This window comes from Bacillus cereus group sp. RP32 (genome assembly GCF_040459735.1).
In the GTDB taxonomy this organism is placed as follows: Bacteria; Bacillota; Bacilli; order Bacillales; family Bacillaceae_G; genus Bacillus_A; species Bacillus_A wiedmannii.
This window is the reverse complement of the sequence record NZ_JARVHO010000001.1, coordinates 4335433-4361111: the sequence shown is the minus strand read 5'-3', so window position 1 is coordinate 4361111 and position 25679 is coordinate 4335433. Positions and strand designations below refer to the sequence as shown.

Sequence of the window (25679 nt, the reverse complement as noted above, 5' to 3'; positions counted from 1 at the left end):
TTTTATCAAAATGTAAGCTGCATCTTGTATAATATAATGGTGGAGGTCGAATATGAAAAAAATTAATTCAAATATAGATGTGGATACAAATGTATTGGAAGCGGTATTTATTCCAAGAAGGTTTATTGTTTTATGGATTACACTCGTATATATAGCTTCAATGCTTTTAGAATTTCGTAATAATATTCTCTCAATGGATAGTTTTTTCTTCACAATAATTATTGTTATTCATACTATTTTTCATTGGTATGCGAGTTCATTAAAGAATAGGCAATTGTTGTACTTCTTTTTTGTACAACTCTTCATTGTGTTTCTTGCTGCATTTATTGTACCAAATGGTTCAATAGCTATTTTTGTTGGATTAACCCCTATTTTAATTGCCCAAAGTCTATATGTTTATCACAATATATTTAAAGTAATGGCAGTATTTACTCTTATGTATGCCATATTTTGTACTGCAATTAGTATCAATTATGGTGTGAACAAAGTAGCTATTCTTATCTCTATGTTCCTTTTAGTATTAGCAATTATTATTCCTTTTTCTTATATTAATAAGCAGCAATATGATGCACGTAATCGTATACAGAGTTACATTCAAGAGTTAGAGTCTGCATATATGAGAGTAGAAGAATTGACATTAGCTAATGAAAGACAGCGAATGGCAAGAGATTTACATGATACGTTAGCGCAAGGTGTAGCGAGCTTAATTATGCAATTGGAAGCAATAGATGCCCATATGCAAAAAGGGAATACAGGACGATCTCAAGAGATTATGAAACAAACTATGATAAGAGCGAGACAAACTTTACATGATGCAAGGCTGGTTATTGATGATTTACGTCATACTACTAATTCATTTAATAAAGCTGTAGAGGAAGAAGTTCAACGTTTTTCTGAGGCTACGTCTATACATGTGAGATTTACTATTCAAAGCCCCCCGCATATTTCAAGTTTAGTAAAGGAACATTGTTTATATGTAATTAGTGAATGTTTAACGAATATCGCAAAACATTCGCAGGCAACAGATGTAAATTTGAAAGTTGAATATAGCGATAATCTTGAAAAACTTACTATTGAAGTTGAAGATAATGGAATTGGTTTTGACACCGTATATATCGGTAAGAATCCTGGACATTACGGCTTAATTGGCTTAAATGAGCGAGTTAGATTGATTAATGGAGAAATACATATATTGAGTGAAAAGATGAAGGGTACGAAAGTGTGTATTCAAGTACCTATCAATAATGAAGGAGATAGCCATGAAGTATAACGTATTAATTGTGGATGATCATTTCGTTGTAAGAGAGGGTCTGAAATTAATAATAGAAACGAGTGATTCATTTCAAATTATAGGTGAGGCTGCAAACGGAGAAGAAGCCCTTTCTTTCATAGAAAAAAAGAAACCTGATGTTATTTTAATGGATTTAAATATGCCTAAAATGAGTGGTTTAGAAACAATTGAGGCTTTGAATAAAAAACAAAATCATACGCCGATTATTATATTAACTACTTATAACGAAGATGAATTAATGTTAAAGGGAATTGAGCTAGGAGCAAAAGGATATTTGCTAAAAGATACGGATCGTGAGAATTTGTTTCGAACATTGGAAGCGGCTATTCGAGGGGAAATATTACTGCAACCAAATATTATGGAAAAGATAGTGAATTATAAAAGGAAAGAAGTATATGCTGATAAGGTTGAAGAAAATAACTTAACAGAAAAAGAATTGTTTGTGTTGAAAGCTATTGCACGCGGTTATAAGAATAAAGAAATTGCATTCGATATGGGAATAGCTGAGCGAACAGTAAAAGCATATTTAACAAATATATACAATAAATTAGGTGTTAATTCAAGGTCAGAAGCAGTAGCTGTATCTATTGAAAGGAAGTTAATTCATTTTTAAAACATTATATATGCCCAATCGTACATTATAGGCTTGCCCTTTTGTACGATTTTTTTATTATTTTCTCATGTTATGCTTTAGAAAGTATGAGAGATTTAAGAACGCTCTAATTGCATTATACAGACATTTTTAATGTGGGAAAGGAAGAAGAATAATTAAATGGCAACTTTGTTTTTAATTTCTTTAGTAATTTTCTTTATTTGGCTGCAAAGCAAACAAACAAAATTAAACTGGATACATACTATTACTTTTTTCATGATGATAGGGATTATTACTTATACGGCGCCGCAACCAATGACTAGAGATTTACAAGCAGAGTTATTGGCAGTTACGCTTTTTTCTTTCGCTATTGGTGTTTGGCAAGGTGGAGGAATTACAGTCTGTTATGAGAATGGAATTTTATATATTACAAATGGAAAACAGTATTCCATTTCATGTATTCTTTTAATAATCGGCAACATAATTATTACTAACACATTTGAAGGTGGATTTACATTTAATGGATCGTGGATTATTTTGTGTAGCGTTGTCATTGCATCTGGGGTAAAAAACAGTATTCTATGTATTCTGTACAAATTAACAGTGCGAAATTGAATGGAAAAAAGGATATTTTTTTATCTTAATATAGAAAATATCGCTGTAAGTTCATCAAAAGATTGTAGCCGATAAAAACGGGAAGGAAGAATGGGGGAGTTAGCTTAGATGTTTCTACCTATTACTACATTTGATAGGTTTATTTGGCTGGGGAATGTTGCTTTCTCTTCAGAAAAGATTAACAGGAATCGGGCGTTTTCGAGGGTAGAAGAAAGCAATGTTAATTTGTGTAAAGAGAAATGTATAGGTTCAATTAATAATATACATCAAAAAATAACGATAGATTCTGTGGAATATGGTGATAATTGTGTGTTGGGCCGTGCAGCACCTCATTCAACAATTGTCATAACAAGTGGCGATACGTTTGTTGGAAGTGGACGGGTTAATAAGTATGGAGTATTTAAAATATATACGAATGATTATCTGGAGAGGGGTTTGGTAATAGAGATTCGGTTGATAATGGGTGGTTTTTATCAAGAGAGTGTAACGGTAAAGGTAGAATGTTAAGATAGGATTATTTCTTTTTCCACGCTAAATAAAAAGGAAGCAACCGTAGTTGCTTCCTACATCTATTAAGCCGAAGCCTTCTTCATTCTCTCAAGTAAACTAGACAACACATGCGTACGATATGATTCTAGTTTTTTACCTTCGTAAGTACGAATACCTAATTTTTTAAGTTCTTTTACATACCAACCTTTGCTTCCGAAATACATGTGATCGCTCCCCTTCAACTTTGTTTTATTTGTTCTGATTGCATATGGAGGTACAGGTAATATAATGAAGGAAATGAATTTCGCGCGAAAATGGTTAACTTTGTTGCAAAAGACATATATACTAAGGATAGTATATAACGAGGTGGGCAAGACGTGATTATAGAGAAGCACGAAATTCAAATTGACCAAATTACGAGCGGTAAAGTGAATATCTTTACTTTCTATAGGAATAGAAAGCAAGTTGATGATCATTTTTTACGATTGCAAGAACCATCGCTTACAGCAAACTACTTCTTCCATTTTCATTTTGATGCAGAGAGCTTGCATCTACTGCAGGAAGAGTTTCCGAGCGTATATCCGTACAACGGTAGTGAAACGATTCACGACTGGACGGAAAAGATGAAAGCAGAATTGCAACATCAGATCCAAACAGGAAAATGGAATAAGCGCGTACGTATCGGTAATCGCATTCTAGATGTGACGTTTACGTGGTGTGACGAAGATATAGTAGAGTGAAAAAGAAGCGGATGACGCTTCTTTTTTTAGCGCTGGAATAAAACGAGCTTACCTGCAGAAGATGTGCAGCGATGTGTTTTTTCATACAATCCTTTTTCATGTAAAATAGATTCACCTTTTGTTTTCGCTTCTTTTTCAGTTGCTGCCTCGAATGATTCGTCTAATGCTTTAGAACCATCTTTTTCAAAGACTGTTAGAACGTATACTCCCATGAAAATTCCCTCCAATAATAAAAATCAGAATCTTATAACTATTTTGTCATAAATCACTAGAATATGCAAAGAAATATATGACATTGCGTGTTACAATAAAGTGAAACTTTAATCAGTGGGGAGTTTTTTATTTCCTGCTTATTACTAGTTTTCACCAATTGAGCATGTATTGTTTGTGTTCATGCGGATAAAATGAAACTTTTGAAATATAGAAAGGATCGTTATTTGTGAAACAAGTGAAGTTTATACATGCGGCTGATTTGCATTTGGATAGTCCGTTTAAAGGGATGGAAATGAATGTACCGCAGTCTGTTTGGGAAAGAATGAAGCAGAGTACGTTTGAATCGTTCGAACGTATTATTGATAAAGCGATTCAAGAGCGCGTTGATTTCGTATTACTAGCCGGGGATTTGTATGATGCGGAGACGAGAAGTTTGAGAGCGCAAGTGTTTGTGCGCGAGCAAATGAAGAGACTGTCGCAGTACGATATCCCTGTTTTTATTATTCACGGTAACCACGATCATTTAGGAGGAAGTTGGGCAGCAATTGAGTTTCCGGAAAATGTTCATGTGTTTACGGAGCCTTATGTAGAAGAGAAATCATTTTATAAAAATGGTGAGCGATTAGCTTCTATTTACGGGTTTAGTTATTTGCAGCAAGCGGTAACGGATAATATGACAGCGCAGTATACGAAAATGAGTGATGCGCCTTTTCATATTGGTATGCTTCACGGAAGTGTGGAAGGAGATGCAGAGCATAATCGCTATGCACCGTTTCAAATTCGTGAGTTGAAAGAAAAGCAGTTTGATTATTGGGCTCTTGGCCATATACATAAACGTGAAATTTTATCAGAAGAGCCGTGCATTATTTATCCAGGTAATATACAAGGGCGTCATCGTAAGGAAACGGGCGAAAAGGGTGCGTACGTGATTGAACTTACGAAACAAGGAACGCAATGTTCATTTTTCCATACGGCGGATGTTGTGTGGGATGAGATAGAAGTGAATATTGATGGACTTGAAACTGTTGATGAACTTATGACTGTTATATCAAGTGCGATGAATGAGTACCGAAGAGAAGAGGAAGGAACGCTTTTAACTGTCGTATTTACAGGGCAGGGACCACTTTCTCCTTATTTACGTGATGAAAAACGGGTGGAAGAGATTTTTCATATTTTAGCAGCTGGCGAAGAGCGAAAAGACTTTGTATATGCGATGAAGTGGAAAAATGAGACGGTTTCTTTTGCAGAAATCGAGCGTTTGAAAGAAGAAAATCATTTCGTCGGTAGTGTGCTAAAAGAGTTAGAAGCTTTCACCAATATGGACGGCGTATTGCGCACGATTTGGACATCTCCTGTAGCGCGTAATAGTATTGAATCTTTTACAGAGGAAGAGAAGAAAGAGATTCAAAAGGAAGCGGAAAATATTATTTTAGAACAATTATTCCAGCAAGAGAGGGATAAGAAATGAGAATTGAAAAACTCCATATTTATGGGTACGGAAAATTAGAAAATGTGGAAATGGATCTGTCAATGCTGACTGTTTTATACGGTGAAAATGAAGCGGGGAAATCGACAATTCGCTCATTTATGAAAAGTATTTTATTCGGTTTTCCGACGAGAGGACAGCGCCGTTATGAGCCGAAAGAAGGCGGCAAGTATGGCGGAGCAATCACTGTGGAAACAGAGAAGTACGGCCGTTTGAAAATTGAACGGTTGCCAAAGACGGCAGCTGGTGAGGTGACCGTTTATTTTGAAGACGGGAAAACGGGCGGCGAGGAAATTTTACACGATATATTAAGCGGGATGAATGAAAGTTTATTTGAATCTGTCTTTTCATTTGATATGCACGGTCTTCAAAATATTCATCAGCTAGGCGAAGCGGATATTGGAAATTATTTATTTTCAGCAAGCGCAGTCGGAAGCGATGCGTTATTACAGCTAGATAAAAAGCTAGAAAAAGAAATGGATCAGCGCTTTAAGCCGAGCGGACGTAAACCAGAAATTAACGTATCACTGCAAGAGATGAAGAAGCTTGAAGAGAAGATGAAAGAGTGGCAAGGGAAAATTGGCACGTATGAAAAGCAAGTGGAGCAGCTAAAAGAAAGTGAAGAGAAGCTAGCTTTTGTTCGCGTGGAAAAAGCGAAAGCAGAAAAGCGAAAGCAGGATTATGAAATATTAGCTGTGCTTGAGCCTCTCGTTATTGAAAAGCGTGCGCATGAGAAAGTGTTAGAAAACGAGGGCGGACAATTTCCTGTAAACGGGATGGCGCGCTATGAAGCGATTAAGGCGAAGATGGAGCCGCTCCAATTACAAGTGGATTCACTCCATAAGAAAATAGAGACTGTGCAAACGGAAATTGAATCGATTCAAATAGATGAAGAATTTTTACAAAAAGAAAGTTATGTAGAAGAACTTCGTATGCAGCATATGTCTTACGAAAATGCACGCCAAGAAATGCGTGATATAACAGGAACGATTACGAATATAAAAGAAGAACTGACAGAATTAGAGCAACAAATCGGTGCTACTTTTGAAAAAGAAACAGTTCTTTCGTTTGATATGAGTTTGGCAACGAAAGAGTTAATTACGCAAACGGTGCAAAAGGCGCGCGAACTAGAAACTCAAAAAGTACAGCTTGACGATCGTTTCAAAGTAGCGCAGGAGCAATTAGAAGAACAGGAAGAAAACATAAAACAGGTTAAGCAACAAATGTTAGCGGATGAAGAACGAAATACGCTAGTTGAGAAAGAAAAGTCATTCCAAGATGCGGCGTTTATCGGTATGGGTGCAGAGAGAATGAAGCGCAAGTATGAAGAGAAGGCAGGAGCGGCAGTGCAAAAGAAAAAACAGTGGCAAAGAGTTTGTCTTCTGTTACTTCTTATTAACACAGTCGTTTTATTCACAAGCTTATTTATGGACAACCGCCTACTCTTATTTATTAGTGTCATTATTTTTGTAGGGATCGTTCTGGCCCTCGTTTTATATAAAGATCCGTCAAGTGGATTACAAGAAGAGCTTCTTACTCTTCAGCAAAGTGCTGGCGGGAGACAAAGTGAAGAAGCGATGTCTGTTCGTTATCAATTAGAAAAAGATGAAGAGATACGTAAATTATTTGAGCGTGAGTCGTATAAGTTACAGCAAATGGAGCGATCGTATGATAAAGTCGTTTCATCGTATGAGGAATGGGAGAGAGAAACGTTCCGCATTAGCGAACAAGTAAATGTGTATAAAGTGCGCTATATGTTCCCTGAATTTTATACGTATGCACACATATTGCCGGCGTTTGAGCGTATGGAAAAAATGCAGCAATTATATCGCGAGTTAGAGAAACAAAGTGAGCGCAAATCTTCATTGTATGAAATGATTTCGCATTTTGAACATAAACTAGAAACTGTTATCGGTAGTGCGGAGTATAGTAAACTGCACGAGGTACAAAGCCGTATGCAAAATGAGAAAGAGAAGCGACAAACTTGTAAGCAGCGAAAAGAGAAATTAGCTGAATGGCAAGAAGAATATGAGTTCATGCAAGAGCAATTGAAACAACTGTTAGTAGAACGAGATAGTTTATGGCATATCGCACATTCTACAGATGAAGAGATGTTTTTAGAAGCAGGTAAACTGGCAGAAAAACGTGAAGATGCTGAGCAGCAAGTCGGGCGTTTATTACCGCAAATTGATCTGTTAGAACAGCGTTTAACGAGTTTATCATTAGCTGAACATTATGAGGCTGACGGTTATGATGAAAAATTAAAGCAAGAAATGACAGCTGCGCAAAATTGTCTTATGAAAGAGAAAGAACTGACAGAGCGTATTGCGAAACATCGTATGGAAATCGCGAATTTAGAAGAAGGTAGTACGTACGGTGATTTACTGCACGAATGGGAAATGAAAAAAGCGCAAGTGCGTGAACAAGTGAAGAAGTGGGCTGCTTATGCGGCCGCAAAGACAGTATTAACGAAAACGAAGCAATATTATCATGAAGTACATCTTCCGCGTATTTTACAAAAATCAGAAGAGTATTTCGTCTATTTAACAGGCGGACGATATAGTAAAATCTTTTCACCGTCAGAGGCAGAACCGTTCATCGTTGAGCGTAACGACGGTATGCGTTTTTACAGTCATGAACTAAGCCAAGCGACAGCAGAGCAGTTATATTTATCGTTACGATTTGCGTTAGCGAAAACGTTTGAGCATGATTATCCATTTATTATTGATGATAGTTTCGTACATTTTGATGCGGTAAGGACGAATCGTACGATTGAACTAATAAAGGAAATTGCGAAAGATAGACAAGTCATCTTCTTTACATGTCATGCACATTTACTAACGTATTTTACAGAAAAACAGATTATAAAATTAACGCATAAGCGTAAAGAAAATGAGTTGTAGTGTGCTATACTAAAAGTAATTGATATGGTGGAGGAATTCGAATGAAAAAGAAAATTGCAGAATATGAAGTTGGTGAACAAGTCGATGTTTTCTTGTTAATTAAAACAGCGACAAAAGGTCTAGCAAGCAATGGGAAACCATTTTTAACAGTAATCTTACAAGATCCAAGTGGAGATATTGAAGCGAAGCTATGGGACGTATCACCAGAAGTTGAGAAACAATATGTAGCGGAAACAATCGTTAAAGTAGCTGGTGATATTTTAAACTACAAAGGACGTATTCAATTACGCGTGAAACAAATCCGAGTTGCGAATGAAAATGAAGTAACGGACATCTCAGATTTCGTAGAAAAAGCACCAGTGAAAAAAGAAGATATGGTTGAAAAAATTACGCAATACATATTTGAAATGAGAAACCCGAACATTCAGCGTCTAACAAGACATTTGTTAAATAAGCATCAAAACGAATTTTTAGAATATCCAGCAGCGACAAAGAACCATCACGAGTTCGTATCTGGACTAGCTTATCACGTCGTATCGATGCTTGATTTAGCGAAAGCTATTGCGGCTTTATACCCATCGTTAGATAAAGACTTACTATATGCAGGCGTTATTTTACATGACCTTGGTAAAGTAATCGAATTATCTGGTCCAATTTCCACAACATACACGTTAGAAGGAAATTTACTTGGCCACATTTCTATTATGGTGAACGAAATTGGGAAAGCAGCAGACGAGCTGCAAATCGATGCAGAAGAAGTATTAATCCTTCAGCACATCGTCCTTTCTCACCACGGAAAAGCAGAATGGGGTAGCCCAAAACCACCATTAGTAAAAGAAGCAGAAATTCTGCACTACATCGATAACTTAGATGCAAAAATGAACATGATGGACCGCGCATTAGGACGCACAAAACCAGGCGAATACACTGAGCGTGTCTTTGCACTTGATAATCGTTCGTTCTATAAACCGACGTTCCATAATTAAAATGATAAATAAAGTGGCCTCATTAAGTGTTAAAAGCTTAGTGAGGCTGTTTTATTTATTAAAAATTAAATGAAATAGTTAAGAAGTACGCATGGGTTTAAAGAAGAGTGAGTAAAACATATCTCGTCACTAGAATGGGAGTATATCAACTTTTTAGTTGAGTACCGCCAGCATTTCAGAAAAAATACACTAAGCTGTCCATATGGGCAGCTTAGTTACATAATTCTCGTTAGTGGAAGTTGATTAATATTAGCTTATTTGTCTTATAAGTTAAATTGAGAACAATTAGATTCCAAAATATTTCAGTTCTTTTTGTATGTTATTTAAAGCAAATCCCTCTCGTTCTCGAAAGGGGTTATTTAATTCGTTCGAAGATAATCTCAAAATATTGCGCGTATCCTGCGATTGATGGTGCAAAGATTTGAACAAATTTCCAACCGTCTTCAGCATGTTCGGCAATAATACGCTTATAATCTTCTTTAGGTTTCCCTTTCCAGTTATTAACTTCGACTTTCACGAATTTGTAATCGTACATATCCTTTCCCCCTTTTCCTAATTGTACCATTTCGGAGAATCGATTTGTTATGATTTTTGGATGTATATGGTATTCGCATTCAGTTAATATAACGTAACATTATCGGTAGCAAGGACAAGGAGGAACCAAGGGAACCCCCTTTTTACGTTCTATGGATCTATACATTTTTTTATACATTCCTATCCTGAAAGGGATTTTAAGATTTCTATTTGTTACTGAATTAGCTGAAAAACTGTATAAAACCTTGCATACTTCTTAGTGTGTTTTTTTAATACTGGCGATATCCCACATCCATCAACTTATGAATTTTATAATGTCTCCAAACCAAGAATTTCTTGTGTTTTTAGTCTGAAATTTTATGCAATAAAAAATATCTCGAATTTGAGATAAAATACTTGCTTTTTAATCACTTGAGTTGTAAAGTGATAGTAACGAAAGCGATTGAGTCATATGAAAAACATATACTCACTTGCTTTCGATTAAAAAAACAAAGTAATTTATTCAGTAAAAACTAAGATGAATTTACAAAAATATAATGAGAATAAATTGAAAAGCTAAGAAGCATATTATTTTTTAGGTATCACTTGACTAGTAAAATGAAACGGAGGAATTATCAATGTATGAAATTAAAGGGCATCATCACATTTCAATGGTTACAAAAAACGGAAGTGAGAATAACCATTTTTATAAAAACGTGCTTGGTTTACGCCGTGTGAAAATGACGGTAAACCAAGATGATCCATCCATGTATCATTTATTTTACGGAGATAAAACAGGAAGTCCAGGCACGGAATTATCATTTTTTGAAATGCCTTTAGTAGGAAAAACGTACCGTGGTACGAATGCAATTACTCGAATTGGATTACTCGTTCCGTCAGAGGAAAGTTTACATTACTGGAAAGAACGATTTGAGAAATTTGATGTGAAACATAGTGAAATGACAACATATGCAAATCGTCCTGCTTTGCAATTTGAGGATGCTGAAGGTCTTCGTCTCGTCCTACTCGTTTCAAACGGAGAAAAAGTGGAGCACTGGGAAACTTGGGAGAAATCAGAAGTTCCTGCAAAGCATCAAATTCAAGGAATGGGTTCTGTGGAAATGACAGTGCGTAGACTTGATAAATTGGCGAGTACATTAACAGATATATTTGGTTATACAGAAGTTAGCCGAAGCGATGAAGAAGCGGTTTTCCAGTCTATTAAAGGAGAAGCCTTCGGAGAAATCGTTGTGAAATATTTGGATGGTCCTACTGAAAAGCCGGGCCGCGGTAGCATTCACCATTTAGCAATTCGTGTAAAGAACGATGCAGAGCTTGCTTATTGGGAAGAACAGGTAATACAAAAAGGTTTCCATTCTTCAGGCATTATCGACCGTTTCTATTTTAAAAGCTTATACTTCCGCGAATCAAACGGAATCCTATTTGAAATTGCGACAGATGGACCAGGATTTACAGTTGATGGCGATGTAGAACATTTAGGAGAAAAACTTGATTTACCGCCGTTCTTAGAAGAAAAGCGGGCAGAAATTGAAGCGAAATTAGCACCTATTGAAGAGAAATAATAGAAGAGAAAATATACAATTTAAAACCATTGGAGGAATATAAAATGAACCAATTAAAAGGAATTCACCACGTTACAGCAATTACAAGTAGTGCAGAAAAGAACTATGAGTTTTTCACTCACGTTTTAGGAATGCGTTTAGTTAAAAAAACAGTAAACCAAGATGATATTCAAACGTACCATTTATTCTTCGCAGATGATAAAGGTAGTGCAGGAACAGATATGACATTCTTTGACTTCCCGGGTGTTCCAAAAGGGGTACACGGTACAAATGAAATTTCAAAAACTTCATTCCGCGTTCCAACTGACGCAGCACTAGAGTATTGGGTGAAACGTTTTGACCGTCTTGAAGTAGAACATACAGGCATTAAAGAGCAATTTGGTAAGAAAACTCTTTCGTTCGTTGACTTTGACGATCAACAATATCAATTAATCTCAGATGAATTAGATAATGGAATAGAATCAGGTACACCGTGGCAAAACGGTCCAATTCCATTAGAATATGCGATTACTGGTTTAGGTCCTGTATTTATCCGTATTGCAAACTTTAGTTTCTTTAAAGAAGTGTTAGAAAAAGTTCTATTATTTAAAGAGATTGCGCAAGAAGGAGAATTCTATTTATTTGAAGTAAACGAAGGCGGAAACGGTGCTTCTGTCATTGTAGAACATAATACGGTTCTTCCAGAAGCACAACAAGGTTTTGGTACAGTGCACCATGCCGCATTCCGCGTAGAAGATCGTGCTGTACTAGAAGAATGGATTGAGAGAATAGGTAGCGTTGGTCTTCCGTCATCTGGATATGTAAATCGTCACTTCTTCGAGTCATTATACGCAAGAGTCGCACCACAAATCTTATTTGAATTTGCAACAGACGGCCCAGGATTTATGGGGGATGAGCCATACGAAACACTTGGCGAAAAATTATCTTTACCTCCATTCCTAGAGCCAAAGCGTGAAGAAATTGAAAAATTAGTTCGTCCAATTGATACAGTAAGAAGTACGAAGGAATTTATTAAAGAGTAAAAAATAATAAGTAGGAGAGCAGGTAGTTCTAGCGAATCGCTGGAACTGCTTGCTTTTTTATTTGGTCTATAAAATTTTCTGAAAAATGTTTCTCAAGTTTTTTAAATAGAAATATTTGGTATAATCCATTTAAATTATAAATTTTCTGACAATTGTTTTTCAATATATAGAAAAGAGGTGATAATATACAATCTATATAATTGTATAAATATCCTAATTTTGTAAGTTTAAGAAAAGGGGATGCGAGTGTATGGGAGCAGATGTAGTAACAAGGGAGCAAATGAAACATTCTTTAGATGATTGGTATTGTGTAATGTTGCAGCAAGATATAGAGAAAGCTAGGGAAATGAAGGAAGATATTAAGAGTGAATTTTCTAATGTAAAAGAGAATGGGGATTTATAGCTATATTACTCTTTATTAGATTTTAGATATAAAGTGCTGGCGGATGGCTTACAAATTACTAAAAATAGTTTTGATAAAATTGATGAAATTTATAAAACGTCTGAAAATCGTTTGTCATATTACTATTATTTTTTTAAGGCAATGCATGCAACTCTAATATCAAATTACAATGATGCAAGTAGATGTTATGAGAAGGCCAAAACACTAATAAAATATATTCCTGATGAATTAGAATATGGGGAATTCTGTTATCGTCTTTCTGCATTTTTCTACAATACAAGGCAACCAATGAATACAATAAAATATGTAAATAAAGCTAAAGAAATTTTTTCAAAACAATCAGGACAAGATATGAATATTGCTTTATCTCAAAATCTTTTAGGACTAACTGCCATACAAATAAAGCAATATGAACAAGCAGAAGAGTGTCTAAATTCAGCGATAGATATTCTACAAAAACAGGATAACGCTATATTGCTTTTAAGGGTACGTCATAATTTAGGATGGCTATACGCAAGTCAAAACCTTTCTGCACTAGCTATTCGACATCTTTCGGAAGTAACAGAGAAATTCCCAGCACATTTCAAAGCGATTTTCCTACAAGCTAGGGAACATTTTAAACTGGGAGAAACAAACATTGCTGAAGAATTAATTGATAGAGGATTAAATATTTGTATGGAGTTAGAAAATGAAGAGTATATACATCATTTTAGTATTTTAAAAGCAGTAAATGGTAATGTTCCTATTAAAGAATTAGAGCAGATTATCCTTAAAGGAATTACTTATTTTGATAAAGAATCTTTATATAGTTACACTCAGGAATATGTGGAAAAACTTGCAATAAAGTTTCGTGAGGATGCTAATTACATGAAAGCAAGTGATTATTTTTACAAAGCATTACAGGCAAAAGAGAAGAAGATAGAGAGAGGAGCATTAAAATAATGTTTAAAAAAATAGGTATGGCTGTAACTGGTATAGTGTTAGTTGGTATTGTATCTGTCGGTTTAAATAGTTCTTTTGTACAACAAGCGGAGCACGGTGATGTTCCAGCACCAGCAAGACCAGACTACGTTAACATTGGCGACACAGGCGGAGCACCAGCAGATAATAAAGGTGACGGAGGAGCACCAGCAAGACCAGACTACGTTAACATTGGAGATACAGGTGGAGCACCAGCAGATAATAGAGGCGATGGAGGAGCACCAGCCAACTTCAATAAAGGTGACGGTGGCGGTATTAGCAAGCAAGACTCACACGCTGACCATTTTTAAATTAAATAATAAAGTGAAGGGACCTCATAACGAGGTCCCTTTTCTTTTTGGTCGTAAAAAGAATTGACTTACTTTAAATGTGTAACTATAATAGTTACAAAGTAACCATCACTAGTGGCAATGAGTAATATTTTTTTAGTATAATTGTAACTATTATAGTTACAATTAAAATTAATCATAAAACAACCAAAAAATGTAAAAACTTTAAATAGCAACAAGAGAAAGGAGACGGGAATGTTGAAACGGTTTAAGTTTTATTTGGTCAGCGGTATTGTGCTCGTTTTGCTTATCGTATGTAACTTCGTTGATAAGCCGATTGCGAAGGTTGGAGAAGTGAAAGATACTGTTATGATGAAGCTGCATACGAAAGAGAGTATGGCGCAAATTGATGGGCAGACGATTTATTTTAAGCAAATTGGCGAGGGGAAGCCGCCTTTACTTATGCTTCACGGGTTTGGTGGTTCATCTGATGGATTTAGTGATATTTATCCGGAACTTGTAAAGAACCATACGATTATCGCAGTTGATATTTTAGGGTTTGGGCGTTCTTCTAAGCCGGTTGATTTTCAGTATTCATTTCCTGCGCAAGTGAATTTATATTATAAGTTAATGAAGAAGCTCGGATATGATCAATTCGCAGTACTTGGTCATTCGATGGGCGGAGAGATGTCTCTGAATTTAGCGTATTTATATCCGGATGCAGTCACGCATCTCATTTTAGCGGATTCTACAGGGATAGAGTCTTTCCAGCAAAAAGAAAGTTATGAAGTGCCACCATTATCAACGGACTTACAAACTGTAACAGAGATTACGGATTATAATAAAAATGCGGTAAAAAATAGTCGCGACGATAAAGAGCATTATGATCAGCTGACGAAAATGAGAGAGCGCCGCATCGCGATGGAAGCCGATAAAATTAAGGTTCCGACTTTGATTATATGGGGACGACACGATAAGAGCGTTCCTTGGAAAAATGGTGAACTGTATCATGAGCTATTTGCGAATAGTACGTTCCATATCATTGAAAAAGGATACCACGCACCGTTTCGCCAGGAACCAGTCGAATTTATGGAATATGTACAAGCGTTCTTCGCGAAGAATCCGCAATAAAATTTAAGCATAAATCCACTTCTTTCCTCATACAGTGAAACTAATAAGGCTTGTCTAAGGAAAGGAATGAAGTACAGTGGAAACTTTACCATGGTGGGTGTATCTTGTAATCGTTGGGATCGTATTAAGTGGCTACATGGTTTTATATACTTCGAAAAAAGAGCAAGAGATGGATAATGAGTTTATCGAAAAAGAAGGCGAAGTGTATATGAAGCGCTTAGCAGAGGAACGAGAGAAACGTAATCAGGATAGTGATAAAGATTCTGTATTACTTTAATAGAAATGTTGAAAGGCTATCATCTAGTAAAACTTTACATCTAGGTGATAGCTTTTTTCTTTTTGAAGAGCATGTATACGAAATTCATCATGAACTTCTATTGATGGCATTTATATATATTTTTCCTCATAAGAATGGAACTAGTGGGTATTTTACAGGGGGGGATTAACAATGCATAGGGATGAAACATCATTACATCCTGATACAGGTGTTACGTCTGTAATGTTTGTTGAGCGTTCATTAAATGAAATTCGTTTTTGGTCTAGAATCATGAAGGAGCATTCTTTTTTTCTTCGCCTTGGGTTTAGATGCGAGGATACGCAACTAATTGAAGAGGCTAATCAATTTTATCGATTGTTTGAACACATTGAACAAATAGCGCATTCCTATACAAATGAAACAGATCCTGAGCAAATAAAAAGATTTAATTCAGAAGTACAACAAGCCGCAACGAATATTTGGGGATTTAAACGAAAAATTTTAGGATTGATTCTCACATGTAAATTGCCAGGACAAAATAACTTTCCACTGTTAGTTGACCATACGAGTAGGGAAGCTGATTATTTTAGAAAACGTTTAATACAATTAAATGAAGGTAAATTAGATGCTCTTCCTGATGCTATTATTAAAGAAAATGTTTTCTTTTTACGGATTATGGCAGACCATGCTAAATTTATTGGTCATCTTCTTGATCCATCGGAAAGAAAGCTTGTAGACACAGCACGGAATTTTAGCAATGATTTTGATGAATTGATGTATCAAGCAATTGACTTAGAATCTATGAAACCACAATCCCAAACAGTCCCTCTTTTAGATCAATTTTTAGATCAAAATCGTGTGTCGGTTGCATCTCTTCGGGATTTTAAGAAAACAGCACGTGATTTAATTGAACAATGTAAAATAAAGAGTATCATTCATCCATTATTAGCAGACCATGTTTTCCGTGAAGCTGATAGATTTCTTGAAATCATTGATATGTATGATGTTCACCTTACAAATATTCAATCACAACCTAGATATTAGAAGATAAAGAAAGATAATATTTTACTTTCAGCTGAGAAGTTAACAATTTATTGTTAGCTTCTTTTTTCGCGTAGAAATGTCTCTTTAAAAACTACATAAATCTCTTTGACCAAATATGTAATTCTCTGTAAAATGATATATATGGAAAGATTATGAATATACAGGGAATCTGTGGATGTTAGCTTCTAATAAATTATTCGGGAGAAATTTATTAGTTAAGTATATTAACTTGTTTGCACTACATTTTACAAATAAAGGGGTATTAGTAATTATGAAAGCAAAGAAATTAGTAAGTTTAGCGTTACCAGTTATGTTATTGAGTGGTTGTATTACAATTGAAACGGATGGTAAGAAAGCTGAACCAAAGAAAGAGGAAACGAAAAAGGTAGAGAAAGAGAGTAAGGCTACTGAAAATGAGAGTAAGTCAACTGATAGCAAGAAAGAGGATAGCTTATCTGTAGCAAAAGGTGAAGGTACAAATAGTAGTTCGTCAAGTAGTCAACAAGGTAATAATTCAACTGCTTCTAATTCTTCAACTGGTAAGGTAACGGGTTCAGATGTTGAAAGGTACAAGGCAGATATTATAAACAGTGCTACTCAAATTGAAGATACGATGAAATTAATTGAAGGAATAGCAGATTCAGACGTAAAATCATACAAACAAAAGAAAAGTGAAGTACAACTGAGTTTAGGTGGAGCAAAGGCAACAACGAAGAAACTGAAGAATCTACAAGCGCCTCCTGAATTACAGGGAGAACAAGCGAAGATAAAGCAATCAATGGAACTATATGCGGATTGTTTCCAACTTCTCTTTGATGCATTAGACCAAGAAGATGAGAGTAAAATGCATCAATCATTAAGTAAAGCACAAGAAGGCTCAAAACTGTTTGAAGAAGCAGCGAAGAGTATCGGTAGTAAAACCAACTAAGAATAAATGACTTAAAGGGGTATGAGGTATGAAAGTAAAAAAACTAATAGCTGCTGCAGTTCCAGTTGCCATATTATTAAGTGGTTGTGTTACAGTAAAAGATTCGGCAAATAAAGAGGAAAAGACAGAAGAAACAAGTAAATCTAAGGCTGCTGAAACGAAAGAAAAATCAACTAATTCGAAAGAAGAAAGTAAAGATGTTCAAAAGGTTCGAGTTTTAGATGAAGATTATGCACAATATTTATTAGACATTGAACAGGATATGTTAAGAAGATTTGATTACTATGATGCTTCTGTAAAAGATTTGAGAAATGGAAGTAAATCAAAAGATGAGGTATTAGATAGTATTAAAGACATCTATAAAGTATTTGATAAGATAGAGAAGATTTACGCACCGTCAAAACATAAAGAAGACCAAAAAGAGATTGAAAGAGCGACAGGTAAACTAAGAGAAACATTCAGTGAAATAGAGAAGTTATTCAATGATAAAGGTTTCAGCTTAGAGACTGATACGGAAATCTTAAATAAAGCAAATACAAAACTAGAGGAAGCAAAACGTATTTGGAAACCTACATTCGATAAGTTAAGATCCGAAATAAAAGGTGATACAGCCACAGAAAAATCAACTAGTACAACAAGTGATTCTACATCGACAAACCCAACTACTGGTAGTCAGGCTCAAACAGACAAAAGCCAAGCTAAAACGGGGGTATTTGTAGGTACAGCTGGTACAAGTGAAGAGTTAGGAATTAATTATGGAAACATGGAGAAGAACATCAAAGATGGTACTGAGATTATTGGTAATTGGGGTATTGATTACGGTAGTGGCATAAAAACTACGTTAGTATTAAAAGGTGATAAAACATTTGAGTCCTATGCGAATGGTTCTTATCCGAATAAAGATAACTACTTAACAGGAACATATGCGGTAGATGTTCCGTCATTCCAGTTATCCTTAAAAGTAACAAAAGCAGTTAAAGATGGTCAAGAAGTAAAGTTAACAAATGATAGTATGATGTATAAATTACAAAACTATGATGGAAACACATTACAAATTTATCATATGGACGATAATGTTCGTATTCGTTATGCGAAACAATAAATACTTAGCAAAAAACTCTGTAATAAATTTTACAGGGTTTTTGTTCGTTCTAATTGTATTTCTTCATTAATTTCTCTGGTGCTATCCATAATAGTGGTGCATCTGTTCATTGTATTATTGTTCGGGAAATTATTATAGAAGAAAAGTATATAAAACCAGCGTGATATAAAGTATGAAATAGCGCCATTTCAATATGTAACGCACAAGTTGCACAGCCAACGCAACGATAATTCGCTTTACTCTTCATTCGTTATTTGTCCATACTAGACGTAGAGAGGTGATAAACACAGTATGATTTTTAGTGAACGTTTAAAAGAAGAACGAGAAAAACGAAATTGGTCGCAAAATGATTTGGCTGAAAAAATTCATGTAAGTAGGCAGTCTGTTTCGAAATGGGAGACGGGAAAGAACTATCCGAGCATTGAAATTATTATTCATTTAAGTGATTTGTTCGGTATTACGATTGATGAGTTATTAAGGAGCGATGAAGATTTGACGCAAAAAGTAATTGAAGATAGTAAACAGTTAGCATATCCAAAATGGAAGGTGTTTTTCGATAGTTTATTTATGATGGGCGTATTTTTATTTATTACAAAAATCGTTGTATGGATGTTAAATAAGTTTGCCGGAGTGAGCATTACACTTGTAGCAGATGCACCGTATGTAATGAATTTTTTACCCCTCATATTAATGGTTATAGGTGGGACGGCTTCTGATAAGTTGAAGAAAATATATAGATAGAGGAAATAATTTCCCCGCACTAGCTGTTCTTTCTACTCAAATTGTGTACTATAAAGGATAGGATGACATAAAGAAGGGGATATTTAGAATGGAATTTCATGAACAGAAGATTTTGCCAGCAGTGAGGCAAATTAAAGATTTGGAAAAGCTATTACATAGTTCATATGAGTATATTGTTATTTTAGATATTCATGTTGGTCAATTGAAGAGTGTTGTGTCACTTGCGAAGCAGCATAGTAAAAAGGTGTTTTTACATGTTGATTTGATCCATGGATTACAAAGTGATGGGCATGCGACGGAGTTTTTATGCCAAGAATATAAACCGTACGGGTTACTGTCGACAAAGGCGAGCGTGATTATGAAGGCGAAGCAAAAGGGTGTCGTCTCAATTCAACGCATCTTTTTAATTGATTCTAGCGCGATGGAAAAGAGCTGTAATTTGCTAGAAAAGACGAAGCCGGATTATATAGAGGTGCTTCCTGGTGCGCTAACGGATGTGATTGCTGAAGTGAAAGAGCGTACTGGTGTCCCGATTTTAGCGGGTGGTTTCATTCGTACTGTGCAAGATGTTGAAAGAGCTTTAAGTGCTGGTGCGACAGCAATTACGACATCAAAAAAAGAACTATGGAAACATTACCAAAAAAAGTGACGAAAATGTGAAAAAATTCTGTTGACACCGCTTTCATGAAAGGTTAACATTATAGACAAGTTAATAAACGTGACGGAGAAAAGAAGAGATCCACATTTTATTGTTTCTATATATTTTTATATAGAAGCATGTAAGCTGTGGATCTTTTTCTTTTGAAAAAACGAATGGCCATTCATTTTACCTCTATCACATTTGAACGCATTTAAATTGATTATGGAGGGATTTTATGTCAGCATTTTTAGGGGAATTAATAGGGACAGCGTTGTTAATCGTACTTGGTGGCGGCGTTTGTGCTGGTGTAAGTTTAAAGAAATCGTTTGCGAAAGATTCTGGATGGATTGTCATTACAATGGGCTGGGGCTTAGCGGTAGCGGTAGCAGCGTACGCGGTTGGATCAATTAGTGGGGCACATTTGAATCCGGCTTTAACGATAGGACTAGCATTTAAGGGAGCGTTCCCATGGAGTGACGTACCAGGTTATATCGCAGCACAAATGATTGGGGCAATTATCGGGGCAGTTATCGTATATTTACATTACTTACCACACTGGAAAGAAACAGAAGATCCAGGAACAAAGTTAGGCGTATTTGCAACAGGTCCAGCAATTCCGAACACATTTGCAAACCTTTTAAGTGAAATGATTGGAACATTCGTTTTAGTATTTGGTATATTAGCAATTGGAGCAAATAAATTTGCAGATGGTTTAAATCCATTTATCGTAGGTTTCTTAATTGTAAGTATTGGTTTATCATTAGGTGGAACGACAGGATACGCGATTAACCCGGCTCGTGATTTAGGTCCGCGTATCGCACACTTCTTCCTTCCGATTGCAGGAAAAGGCGGTTCGAACTGGAAGTATGCATGGATTCCAGTAGTTGGTCCAATTCTAGGTGGATCACTTGCAGGATTATTCCATCAAGTTGTATTTGAAGGAAAACAAAATGCAGCACTTATTTATGTGATTATTGCAACTGTGATTGTACTAGCAATCTCTTATATGACAAGTAAAAAAAGTGAAAGCAATACAAATAGTAGAAAAGTAGCATAGGGGGAAACCGATATGAAAAAATATATTCTTTCTTTAGACCAAGGAACAACTAGCTCACGCGCAATTCTGTTCAATAAAAAAGGTGAAATTGTTCATTCAGCTCAAAAAGAGTTTACACAACATTTTCCAAAGCCAGGTTGGGTAGAGCATAATGCACAAGAAATTTGGGGATCTATTTTAGCAGTTATCGCAACTTGCTTAAGCGAAGCAGATGTAAAACCAGAACAAATCGCTGGTATCGGTATTACGAACCAACGTGAAACAGCGGTTGTTTGGGATAAAACGACTGGAAAACCAATTTACAACGCAATCGTATGGCAATCTCGTCAAACAGTTGAAATTTGTGATGAGTTAAAAGAAAAAGGGTATAGCGAAATGGTTCGCGAAAAAACAGGTCTTTTAATTGACGCATACTTCTCTGGTACGAAAGTAAAATGGATTTTAGATAACGTTGAAGGTGCAAGAGAAAAAGCAGAAAACGGCGATCTATTATTCGGAACAATTGATACGTGGCTTGTATGGAAATTGTCTGGCGGTAAAGCGCACGTAACGGATTACTCAAATGCATCACGTACATTAATGTTTAACATTCACGACTTACAGTGGGATGATGAGCTTCTAGACATGTTAACAGTACCAAAGAGCATGCTTCCAGAAGTACGTCCATCATCTGAAATTTACGGAGAAACAATTGATTATCACTTCTTCGGTCAAAATATACCGATTGCAGGCGTAGCTGGTGACCAGCAAGCAGCATTATTTGGACAAGCTTGTTTCGGTGAAGGTATGGCGAAGAACACGTACGGAACTGGTTGCTTCATGTTAATGAACACAGGTGAAAAAGCAGTAGCTTCTGAGCACGGCCTATTAACAACAATTGCATGGGGTATAGATGGTAAAGTAAACTACGCATTAGAAGGAAGTATTTTCGTAGCAGGTTCTGCAATTCAATGGTTACGTGACGGAATGCGCATGTTTAAAGATGCAAGTGAGAGTGAAGTGTATGCTTCTCGCGTTGAATCAACTGAAGGTGTATACGTGGTACCAGCATTCGTTGGACTAGGAACACCTTATTGGGATAGTGAAGTACGCGGCGCTATGTTTGGTGTAACGCGCGGTACGACGAAAGAGCATTTCATTCGTGCAACACTAGAATCTTTAGCATACCAAACGAAAGATGTATTATGTGCAATGGAAGCAGATTCAGGTATTGAACTGAAAACATTACGCGTTGATGGTGGAGCAGTTAAAAATAACTTCTTAATGAAGTTCCAAAGTGATATTTTAGACGTTCCTGTAGAGCGTCCAGTAATCAACGAAACGACAGCTTTAGGTGCAGCGTACTTAGCTGGTCTTGCGGTTGGATATTGGAAAAACCAAGATGAAATTAAAGAACAGTGGCATATGGACAAACGCTTTGAACCAACGATGGAAGCGGAAACAAGCGAAGAGCTATATGCTGGATGGAAAAAAGCGATTGAAGCAACAAAAGCTTTCAAATAATCATAAACAGTGTTATAATGGTGACAAGTTAATAATTCGGTAGGAGATTTGGAGAGACCACAACACGCTATAGAGGCGAAATCTATAGCGGAGTTCGTGGTCTCTTTTTTCGTTATCAAAGGGAGGAATTACCATGAAATTTTCAAGTAAACAACGTAAAGACGTATTAAACGGAGTAAATAAACAAGAGTTAGATGTGATCGTAATTGGTGGAGGTATTACTGGTTCTGGTATTGCATTAGATGGGGCAACACGCGGGTTATCAACAATTGTGTTTGAAATGCAGGACTTTGCAGCAGGTACATCAAGTCGTTCAACGAAGCTTGTACACGGTGGTCTACGTTATTTAAAACAACTTGAAGTGAAAATGGTAGCAGAGGTGGGGAAAGAGCGTGCAATCGTATATGAGAACGGTCCCCATGTAACAACACCAGAGTGGATGTTACTTCCGTTCCATACAGGCGGTACGTTCGGATCATTCAGTACATCAATTGGTCTTCGTGTATATGACTTCTTAGCAGGCGTAAAACGAAGCGAGCGCAGAAAAATGTTTAACCGTGAAGAGACATTAAACAAAGAGCCTCTTGTAAAAAAAGAAGGACTAAAGGGCGGCGGTTACTACGTAGAATATCGTACAGACGATGCGCGTCTTACAATTGAAGTAATGAAAGAAGCAATTGAACACGGTGCGAAGGCTGTTAACTACGCAAAAGTAGACGGTTTCTTATATAAAGATGGAAAAGTATGCGGTGTACGTGTAATCGATTTACTAGATGGCGAAGTGTATGAAGTGTATGGTAAGAAAATTGTAAACGCAGCTGGTCCTTGGGTAGATACACTTCGTGAAAAAGATAACTCAAAAAAAGGGAAAGTACTTCAGTTATCAAAAGGTGTGCATTTAGTAATTGACCAAAAACGTTTCCCATTAGGGCAAGCTATTTACTTCGATACACCAGATAAACGTATGGTGTTCGCGATTCCTCGCGGCGGAAAAACATACGTAGGTACAACAGATACGTTCTATGATAAAGACGCAGCTGTACCGCACATGACAACAGAAGATCGCACATATATCATTAACGCGATTAACTACATGTTCCCAAGTGTGAAAATTACAGAAAAAGATGTGGAGTCAAGCTGGGCTGGTGTACGTCCGTTAATTTATGAAGAAGGTAAGAATGCATCTGAAATTTCTCGTAAAGATGAAATTTGGACTTCTGAATCTGGTTTAATTACAATCGCTGGTGGTAAATTAACAGGATACCGTAAAATGGCTGAAATGGTAGTAGACTACGTAACAAACCTATTACAAAAAGAAGGTCATAGTGCATATCCGAAAAGCGATACGAAACATATGCCAATCTCTGGTGGGCATGTAAGTGGTTCACACGGATTCCCAGCATTCGTTGCGAAAAAAGCAGACGAGGGTACGAAATCTGGTTTAACGAAAGCACAAGCAGAAGAATTTGCGAAATTCTATGGCTCTAACGTTGACGTACTGTTCGACTTAGCGAAAAAACATAAAGACGAAGCGAAAGAATACAACATGCCGCTAGACGTTCTAATCCCACTTGTATACGCAATGGATTACGAAATGACAGCAAAACCAGTTGACTTCTTCGTACGCCGCAGAGGCGCTGTGTTCTTCAACATCCACTGGGTATACGAGTGGAAAGAAGCAGTAATCAACTACATGGCTGCGAAACTAGGCTGGAGCAAAGAGGAGCAAATGAAATACACAGCTGAACTAGAAAAAGCGTTAAGAGATGCTGTAACTCCTGTAGATCAACAAGAACAGGCAGCTGCGTTAGCGTAAAATAGAGAACCACCTGAAGGGGAGCCTTTAGGTGGTTTTTTTGTATGATTTTAAATATGATGCTTGTATTTTACAACCTAAAAACCTAATATTTAGTTTATAGAGAGAAGTTTCGTACAAAAAATAAGATACCGATATGAGGTGTATCATGAAAAAACTAATCACTTATGACCCTGAAATCCAGATGGCATATCTTTATTTAATTCCATTCACTTCAGAAATTGAGATTGAATCGACTGAAGAATTGGAAGAAAATCCAAAACTAAATTTAGATATAGATCAATTTGATCGTATAGTGGGGATTGAGTTTTTTGGAGAAAACGCTCATAAATTAAAAGGATTAACAAATAGGAGTAAAATATATAAAAAGAAAACTTCAAACGATAATGCATACATATACTCATTTAGAGTTTCTCAGGATAATTATTTGCAAAAAGTGTTATTTCAAAATGTTGTATTTTATTTTGCAGATAAGAAGTATGAAGAATTTATTGGTTTTGATATTATCAAGCCATCTTTATATGGCCATGAAATATTAGATTCTTTAAGTGAGTGTTAGGAGGGAAGAGGACTCGATTGAATGGGTTCTCTTTTTAATTTAGCGATGAGGGGAATCTTGACGATAGAAAACTAAGACAAAATCCTTATTGCAAACTTAAAAAGCGCCTTGGGAGAGAGGCGCTCTTTAGGTGAATGTATTGTAACGACTATTCGGTTTATTATATGTAAGTTGCTGAGGAAGTGATTTATAAAAAACATTATTGCCAAACGGATTTTTTTATAAATTTATAAAACTTTTCCATACAGTACGTCGTCTAATATATGGGAAGGAGGAAATGATGTGGATGAATTAACGGTAGAAGCGTTTGAAATAGAAGATAAGGAACTCCTTATCGATGAAATCATGAACAAGTATGGACAAGAAGTCTTACAACTTGTGTATTCATATGTGAATAATAAAGAGGTTGCTGAGGATGTAACGCAAGATATATTTGTGAAATGTTATAAATCTCTTCATACATACAAAGGGAAGTCGAATGTGAAAACGTGGTTATGGAGAATTGCGATTAATCAATGTAAGGACTATATAAAGAGTTGGTATAACAAAAAGGTGATCGTGGCAGAGGATGAATCTGCTTATATTGGGGTTCAAAATGATAGTGTCGAACAAACTGTCATTCAAAATGCGGAGGACCGTGAGCTGGCTTCTGCAGTAATGAATTTACCGATAAAATATCGAGAAGTCATTTACCTATTTTATTATGAAGAACTATCAATTAAAGAGATTGCTATTGTAATAGAAGTGAAGGAAAACACGATAAAAACGAGACTGAAAAAAGCGAAGGAGCTTTTGAAGAAAGGATTGGAGGAATAA

General features: G+C 36.1%; 26 protein-coding genes and 1 pseudogene. 24 read left to right on the top strand and 3 right to left on the bottom strand.

The features are described 5' to 3' along the window. The first annotated feature begins 52 nt into the window (after positions 1 to 52). The 4 genes from QCI46_RS22465 (at position 53) to QCI46_RS22450 (ending at position 3005) form a co-directional block, all read left to right on the top strand. A complete protein-coding gene (locus tag QCI46_RS22465; protein ID WP_353841435.1) occupies positions 53 to 1270 on the top strand; it encodes a sensor histidine kinase in 1218 nt (405 codons plus the stop codon). After that, positions 1260 to 1904, top strand: a complete 645-nt coding sequence (locus tag QCI46_RS22460) for a response regulator (RefSeq protein ID WP_098085174.1) — start codon at positions 1260 to 1262, stop codon at positions 1902 to 1904. Before QCI46_RS22465 ends, QCI46_RS22460 begins: the two co-directional genes overlap by 11 nt. A gap of 159 nt (positions 1905 to 2063) precedes the next feature. Next, the gene (locus QCI46_RS22455; RefSeq protein WP_353841434.1) at positions 2064 to 2498 is read left to right on the top strand and encodes a hypothetical protein; all 435 of its coding nucleotides are present in this window, start codon (positions 2064 to 2066) and stop codon (positions 2496 to 2498) included. 108 nt (positions 2499 to 2606) lie between these two features. Further along, entirely contained in the window at positions 2607 to 3005 is a 399-nt protein-coding gene (locus tag QCI46_RS22450) for a hypothetical protein (protein WP_075310449.1), read from the top strand. 65 nt (positions 3006 to 3070) lie between these two features. Here the strand turns inward: QCI46_RS22450 and QCI46_RS22445 are convergent, their stop codons facing one another. Beyond that, on the bottom strand, positions 3071 to 3211 hold the full coding sequence (locus QCI46_RS22445) for a YflJ family protein (RefSeq protein WP_000273536.1): 141 nt from the start codon (positions 3209 to 3211) through the stop codon (positions 3071 to 3073). Between the two features lie 153 nt (positions 3212 to 3364). On the opposite strand from QCI46_RS22445, the gene QCI46_RS22440 reads away from it, so the two are divergent. Beyond that, on the top strand, positions 3365 to 3727 hold the full coding sequence (locus tag QCI46_RS22440) for a hypothetical protein (RefSeq protein WP_098082720.1): 363 nt from the start codon (positions 3365 to 3367) through the stop codon (positions 3725 to 3727). A 26-nt stretch (positions 3728 to 3753) separates the two neighbouring features. On the opposite strand, the gene QCI46_RS22435 is transcribed toward QCI46_RS22440, so the two are convergent. Continuing rightward, positions 3754 to 3939 carry a YhzD family protein gene (locus QCI46_RS22435; RefSeq protein WP_353841433.1) on the bottom strand — a complete coding sequence of 62 codons (186 nt, stop codon included), beginning with the start codon at positions 3937 to 3939 and terminating at the stop codon, positions 3754 to 3756. Positions 3940 to 4166: 227 nt separating this feature from the next. On the opposite strand from QCI46_RS22435, the gene QCI46_RS22430 reads away from it, so the two are divergent. Genes QCI46_RS22430 through yhaM form a run of 3 tightly spaced genes read left to right on the top strand, consistent with a single transcriptional unit; the run spans position 4167 to position 9315 of the window. Then, positions 4167 to 5408 (top strand): metallophosphoesterase family protein, encoded by a 1242-nt coding sequence (locus QCI46_RS22430; RefSeq protein WP_353841432.1) that lies wholly within the window; start codon positions 4167 to 4169, stop codon positions 5406 to 5408. Beyond that, complete coding sequence (locus QCI46_RS22425) at positions 5405 to 8329, top strand: ATP-binding protein (RefSeq protein WP_353841431.1); 2925 nt, start codon at positions 5405 to 5407, stop codon at positions 8327 to 8329. The genes QCI46_RS22430 and QCI46_RS22425 overlap by 4 nt, the downstream gene beginning before the upstream one ends. 41 nt (positions 8330 to 8370) lie before the next feature. Next, a complete protein-coding gene (gene yhaM, locus QCI46_RS22420; RefSeq protein WP_000726645.1) occupies positions 8371 to 9315 on the top strand; it encodes a 3'-5' exoribonuclease YhaM in 945 nt (314 codons plus the stop codon). Between the two features lie 355 nt (positions 9316 to 9670). On the opposite strand, the gene QCI46_RS22415 is transcribed toward yhaM, so the two are convergent. After that, positions 9671 to 9850: a DUF4177 domain-containing protein gene (locus QCI46_RS22415; RefSeq protein WP_353841430.1), complete on the bottom strand. Its 180-nt coding sequence runs from the start codon at positions 9848 to 9850 to the stop codon at positions 9671 to 9673. Positions 9851 to 10466: 616 nt separating this feature from the next. On the opposite strand from QCI46_RS22415, the gene QCI46_RS22410 reads away from it, so the two are divergent. From QCI46_RS22410 to QCI46_RS22335, 16 genes and pseudogenes are all read left to right on the top strand, one after another. Next, positions 10467 to 11411, top strand: a complete 945-nt coding sequence (locus tag QCI46_RS22410) for a ring-cleaving dioxygenase (protein ID WP_353841429.1) — start codon at positions 10467 to 10469, stop codon at positions 11409 to 11411. A 44-nt stretch (positions 11412 to 11455) separates the two neighbouring features. After that, positions 11456 to 12433: a ring-cleaving dioxygenase gene (locus QCI46_RS22405; RefSeq protein WP_353841428.1), complete on the top strand. Its 978-nt coding sequence runs from the start codon at positions 11456 to 11458 to the stop codon at positions 12431 to 12433. A gap of 250 nt (positions 12434 to 12683) precedes the next feature. After that, positions 12684 to 13778 (top strand): annotated as a pseudogene (locus tag QCI46_RS22400) (response regulator aspartate phosphatase). Beyond that, positions 13778 to 14107, top strand: coding sequence for a Phr family secreted Rap phosphatase inhibitor (locus QCI46_RS22395; protein ID WP_353841427.1), 330 nt, complete (start codon positions 13778 to 13780; stop codon positions 14105 to 14107). Before QCI46_RS22400 ends, QCI46_RS22395 begins: the two are co-directional and overlap by 1 nt. 237 nt (positions 14108 to 14344) lie before the next feature. Beyond that, positions 14345 to 15217 (top strand): alpha/beta fold hydrolase, encoded by an 873-nt coding sequence (locus QCI46_RS22390; RefSeq protein ID WP_353841918.1) that lies wholly within the window; start codon positions 14345 to 14347, stop codon positions 15215 to 15217. Positions 15218 to 15293: 76 nt separating this feature from the next. Continuing rightward, complete coding sequence (locus QCI46_RS22385; protein WP_000449227.1) at positions 15294 to 15494, top strand: sporulation YhaL family protein; 201 nt, start codon at positions 15294 to 15296, stop codon at positions 15492 to 15494. 171 nt (positions 15495 to 15665) lie between these two features. Further along, a complete protein-coding gene (locus QCI46_RS22380) occupies positions 15666 to 16517 on the top strand; it encodes a DUF2935 domain-containing protein (RefSeq protein WP_046953966.1) in 852 nt (283 codons plus the stop codon). A gap of 271 nt (positions 16518 to 16788) precedes the next feature. Next, a complete protein-coding gene (locus QCI46_RS22375; protein WP_353841426.1) occupies positions 16789 to 17445 on the top strand; it encodes a DUF7018 domain-containing (lipo)protein in 657 nt (218 codons plus the stop codon). A gap of 28 nt (positions 17446 to 17473) precedes the next feature. After that, positions 17474 to 18547: a DUF3994 domain-containing protein gene (locus QCI46_RS22370; protein ID WP_353841425.1), complete on the top strand. Its 1074-nt coding sequence runs from the start codon at positions 17474 to 17476 to the stop codon at positions 18545 to 18547. Positions 18548 to 18838: 291 nt separating this feature from the next. Next, positions 18839 to 19288, top strand: coding sequence for a helix-turn-helix domain-containing protein (locus QCI46_RS22365; protein ID WP_353841424.1), 450 nt, complete (start codon positions 18839 to 18841; stop codon positions 19286 to 19288). An 88-nt stretch (positions 19289 to 19376) separates the two neighbouring features. Continuing rightward, the gene (gene glpP, locus QCI46_RS22360) at positions 19377 to 19937 is read left to right on the top strand and encodes a glycerol uptake operon antiterminator GlpP (RefSeq protein WP_000394296.1); all 561 of its coding nucleotides are present in this window, start codon (positions 19377 to 19379) and stop codon (positions 19935 to 19937) included. Positions 19938 to 20163: 226 nt separating this feature from the next. Beyond that, the gene (gene glpF / locus QCI46_RS22355) at positions 20164 to 20985 is read left to right on the top strand and encodes a glycerol uptake facilitator protein GlpF (RefSeq protein WP_048545386.1); all 822 of its coding nucleotides are present in this window, start codon (positions 20164 to 20166) and stop codon (positions 20983 to 20985) included. A gap of 12 nt (positions 20986 to 20997) precedes the next feature. After that, positions 20998 to 22488: a glycerol kinase GlpK gene (gene glpK, locus QCI46_RS22350; RefSeq protein WP_353841423.1), complete on the top strand. Its 1491-nt coding sequence runs from the start codon at positions 20998 to 21000 to the stop codon at positions 22486 to 22488. Between the two features lie 133 nt (positions 22489 to 22621). Further along, a complete protein-coding gene (gene glpD / locus QCI46_RS22345) occupies positions 22622 to 24304 on the top strand; it encodes an aerobic glycerol-3-phosphate dehydrogenase (RefSeq protein WP_353841422.1) in 1683 nt (560 codons plus the stop codon). Between the two features lie 148 nt (positions 24305 to 24452). Then, positions 24453 to 24863 carry a DUF2283 domain-containing protein gene (locus tag QCI46_RS22340; RefSeq protein ID WP_353841421.1) on the top strand — a complete coding sequence of 137 codons (411 nt, stop codon included), beginning with the start codon at positions 24453 to 24455 and terminating at the stop codon, positions 24861 to 24863. A 282-nt stretch (positions 24864 to 25145) separates the two neighbouring features. Next, positions 25146 to 25679 carry a sigma-70 family RNA polymerase sigma factor gene (locus QCI46_RS22335; RefSeq protein ID WP_353841420.1) on the top strand — a complete coding sequence of 178 codons (534 nt, stop codon included), beginning with the start codon at positions 25146 to 25148 and terminating at the stop codon, positions 25677 to 25679.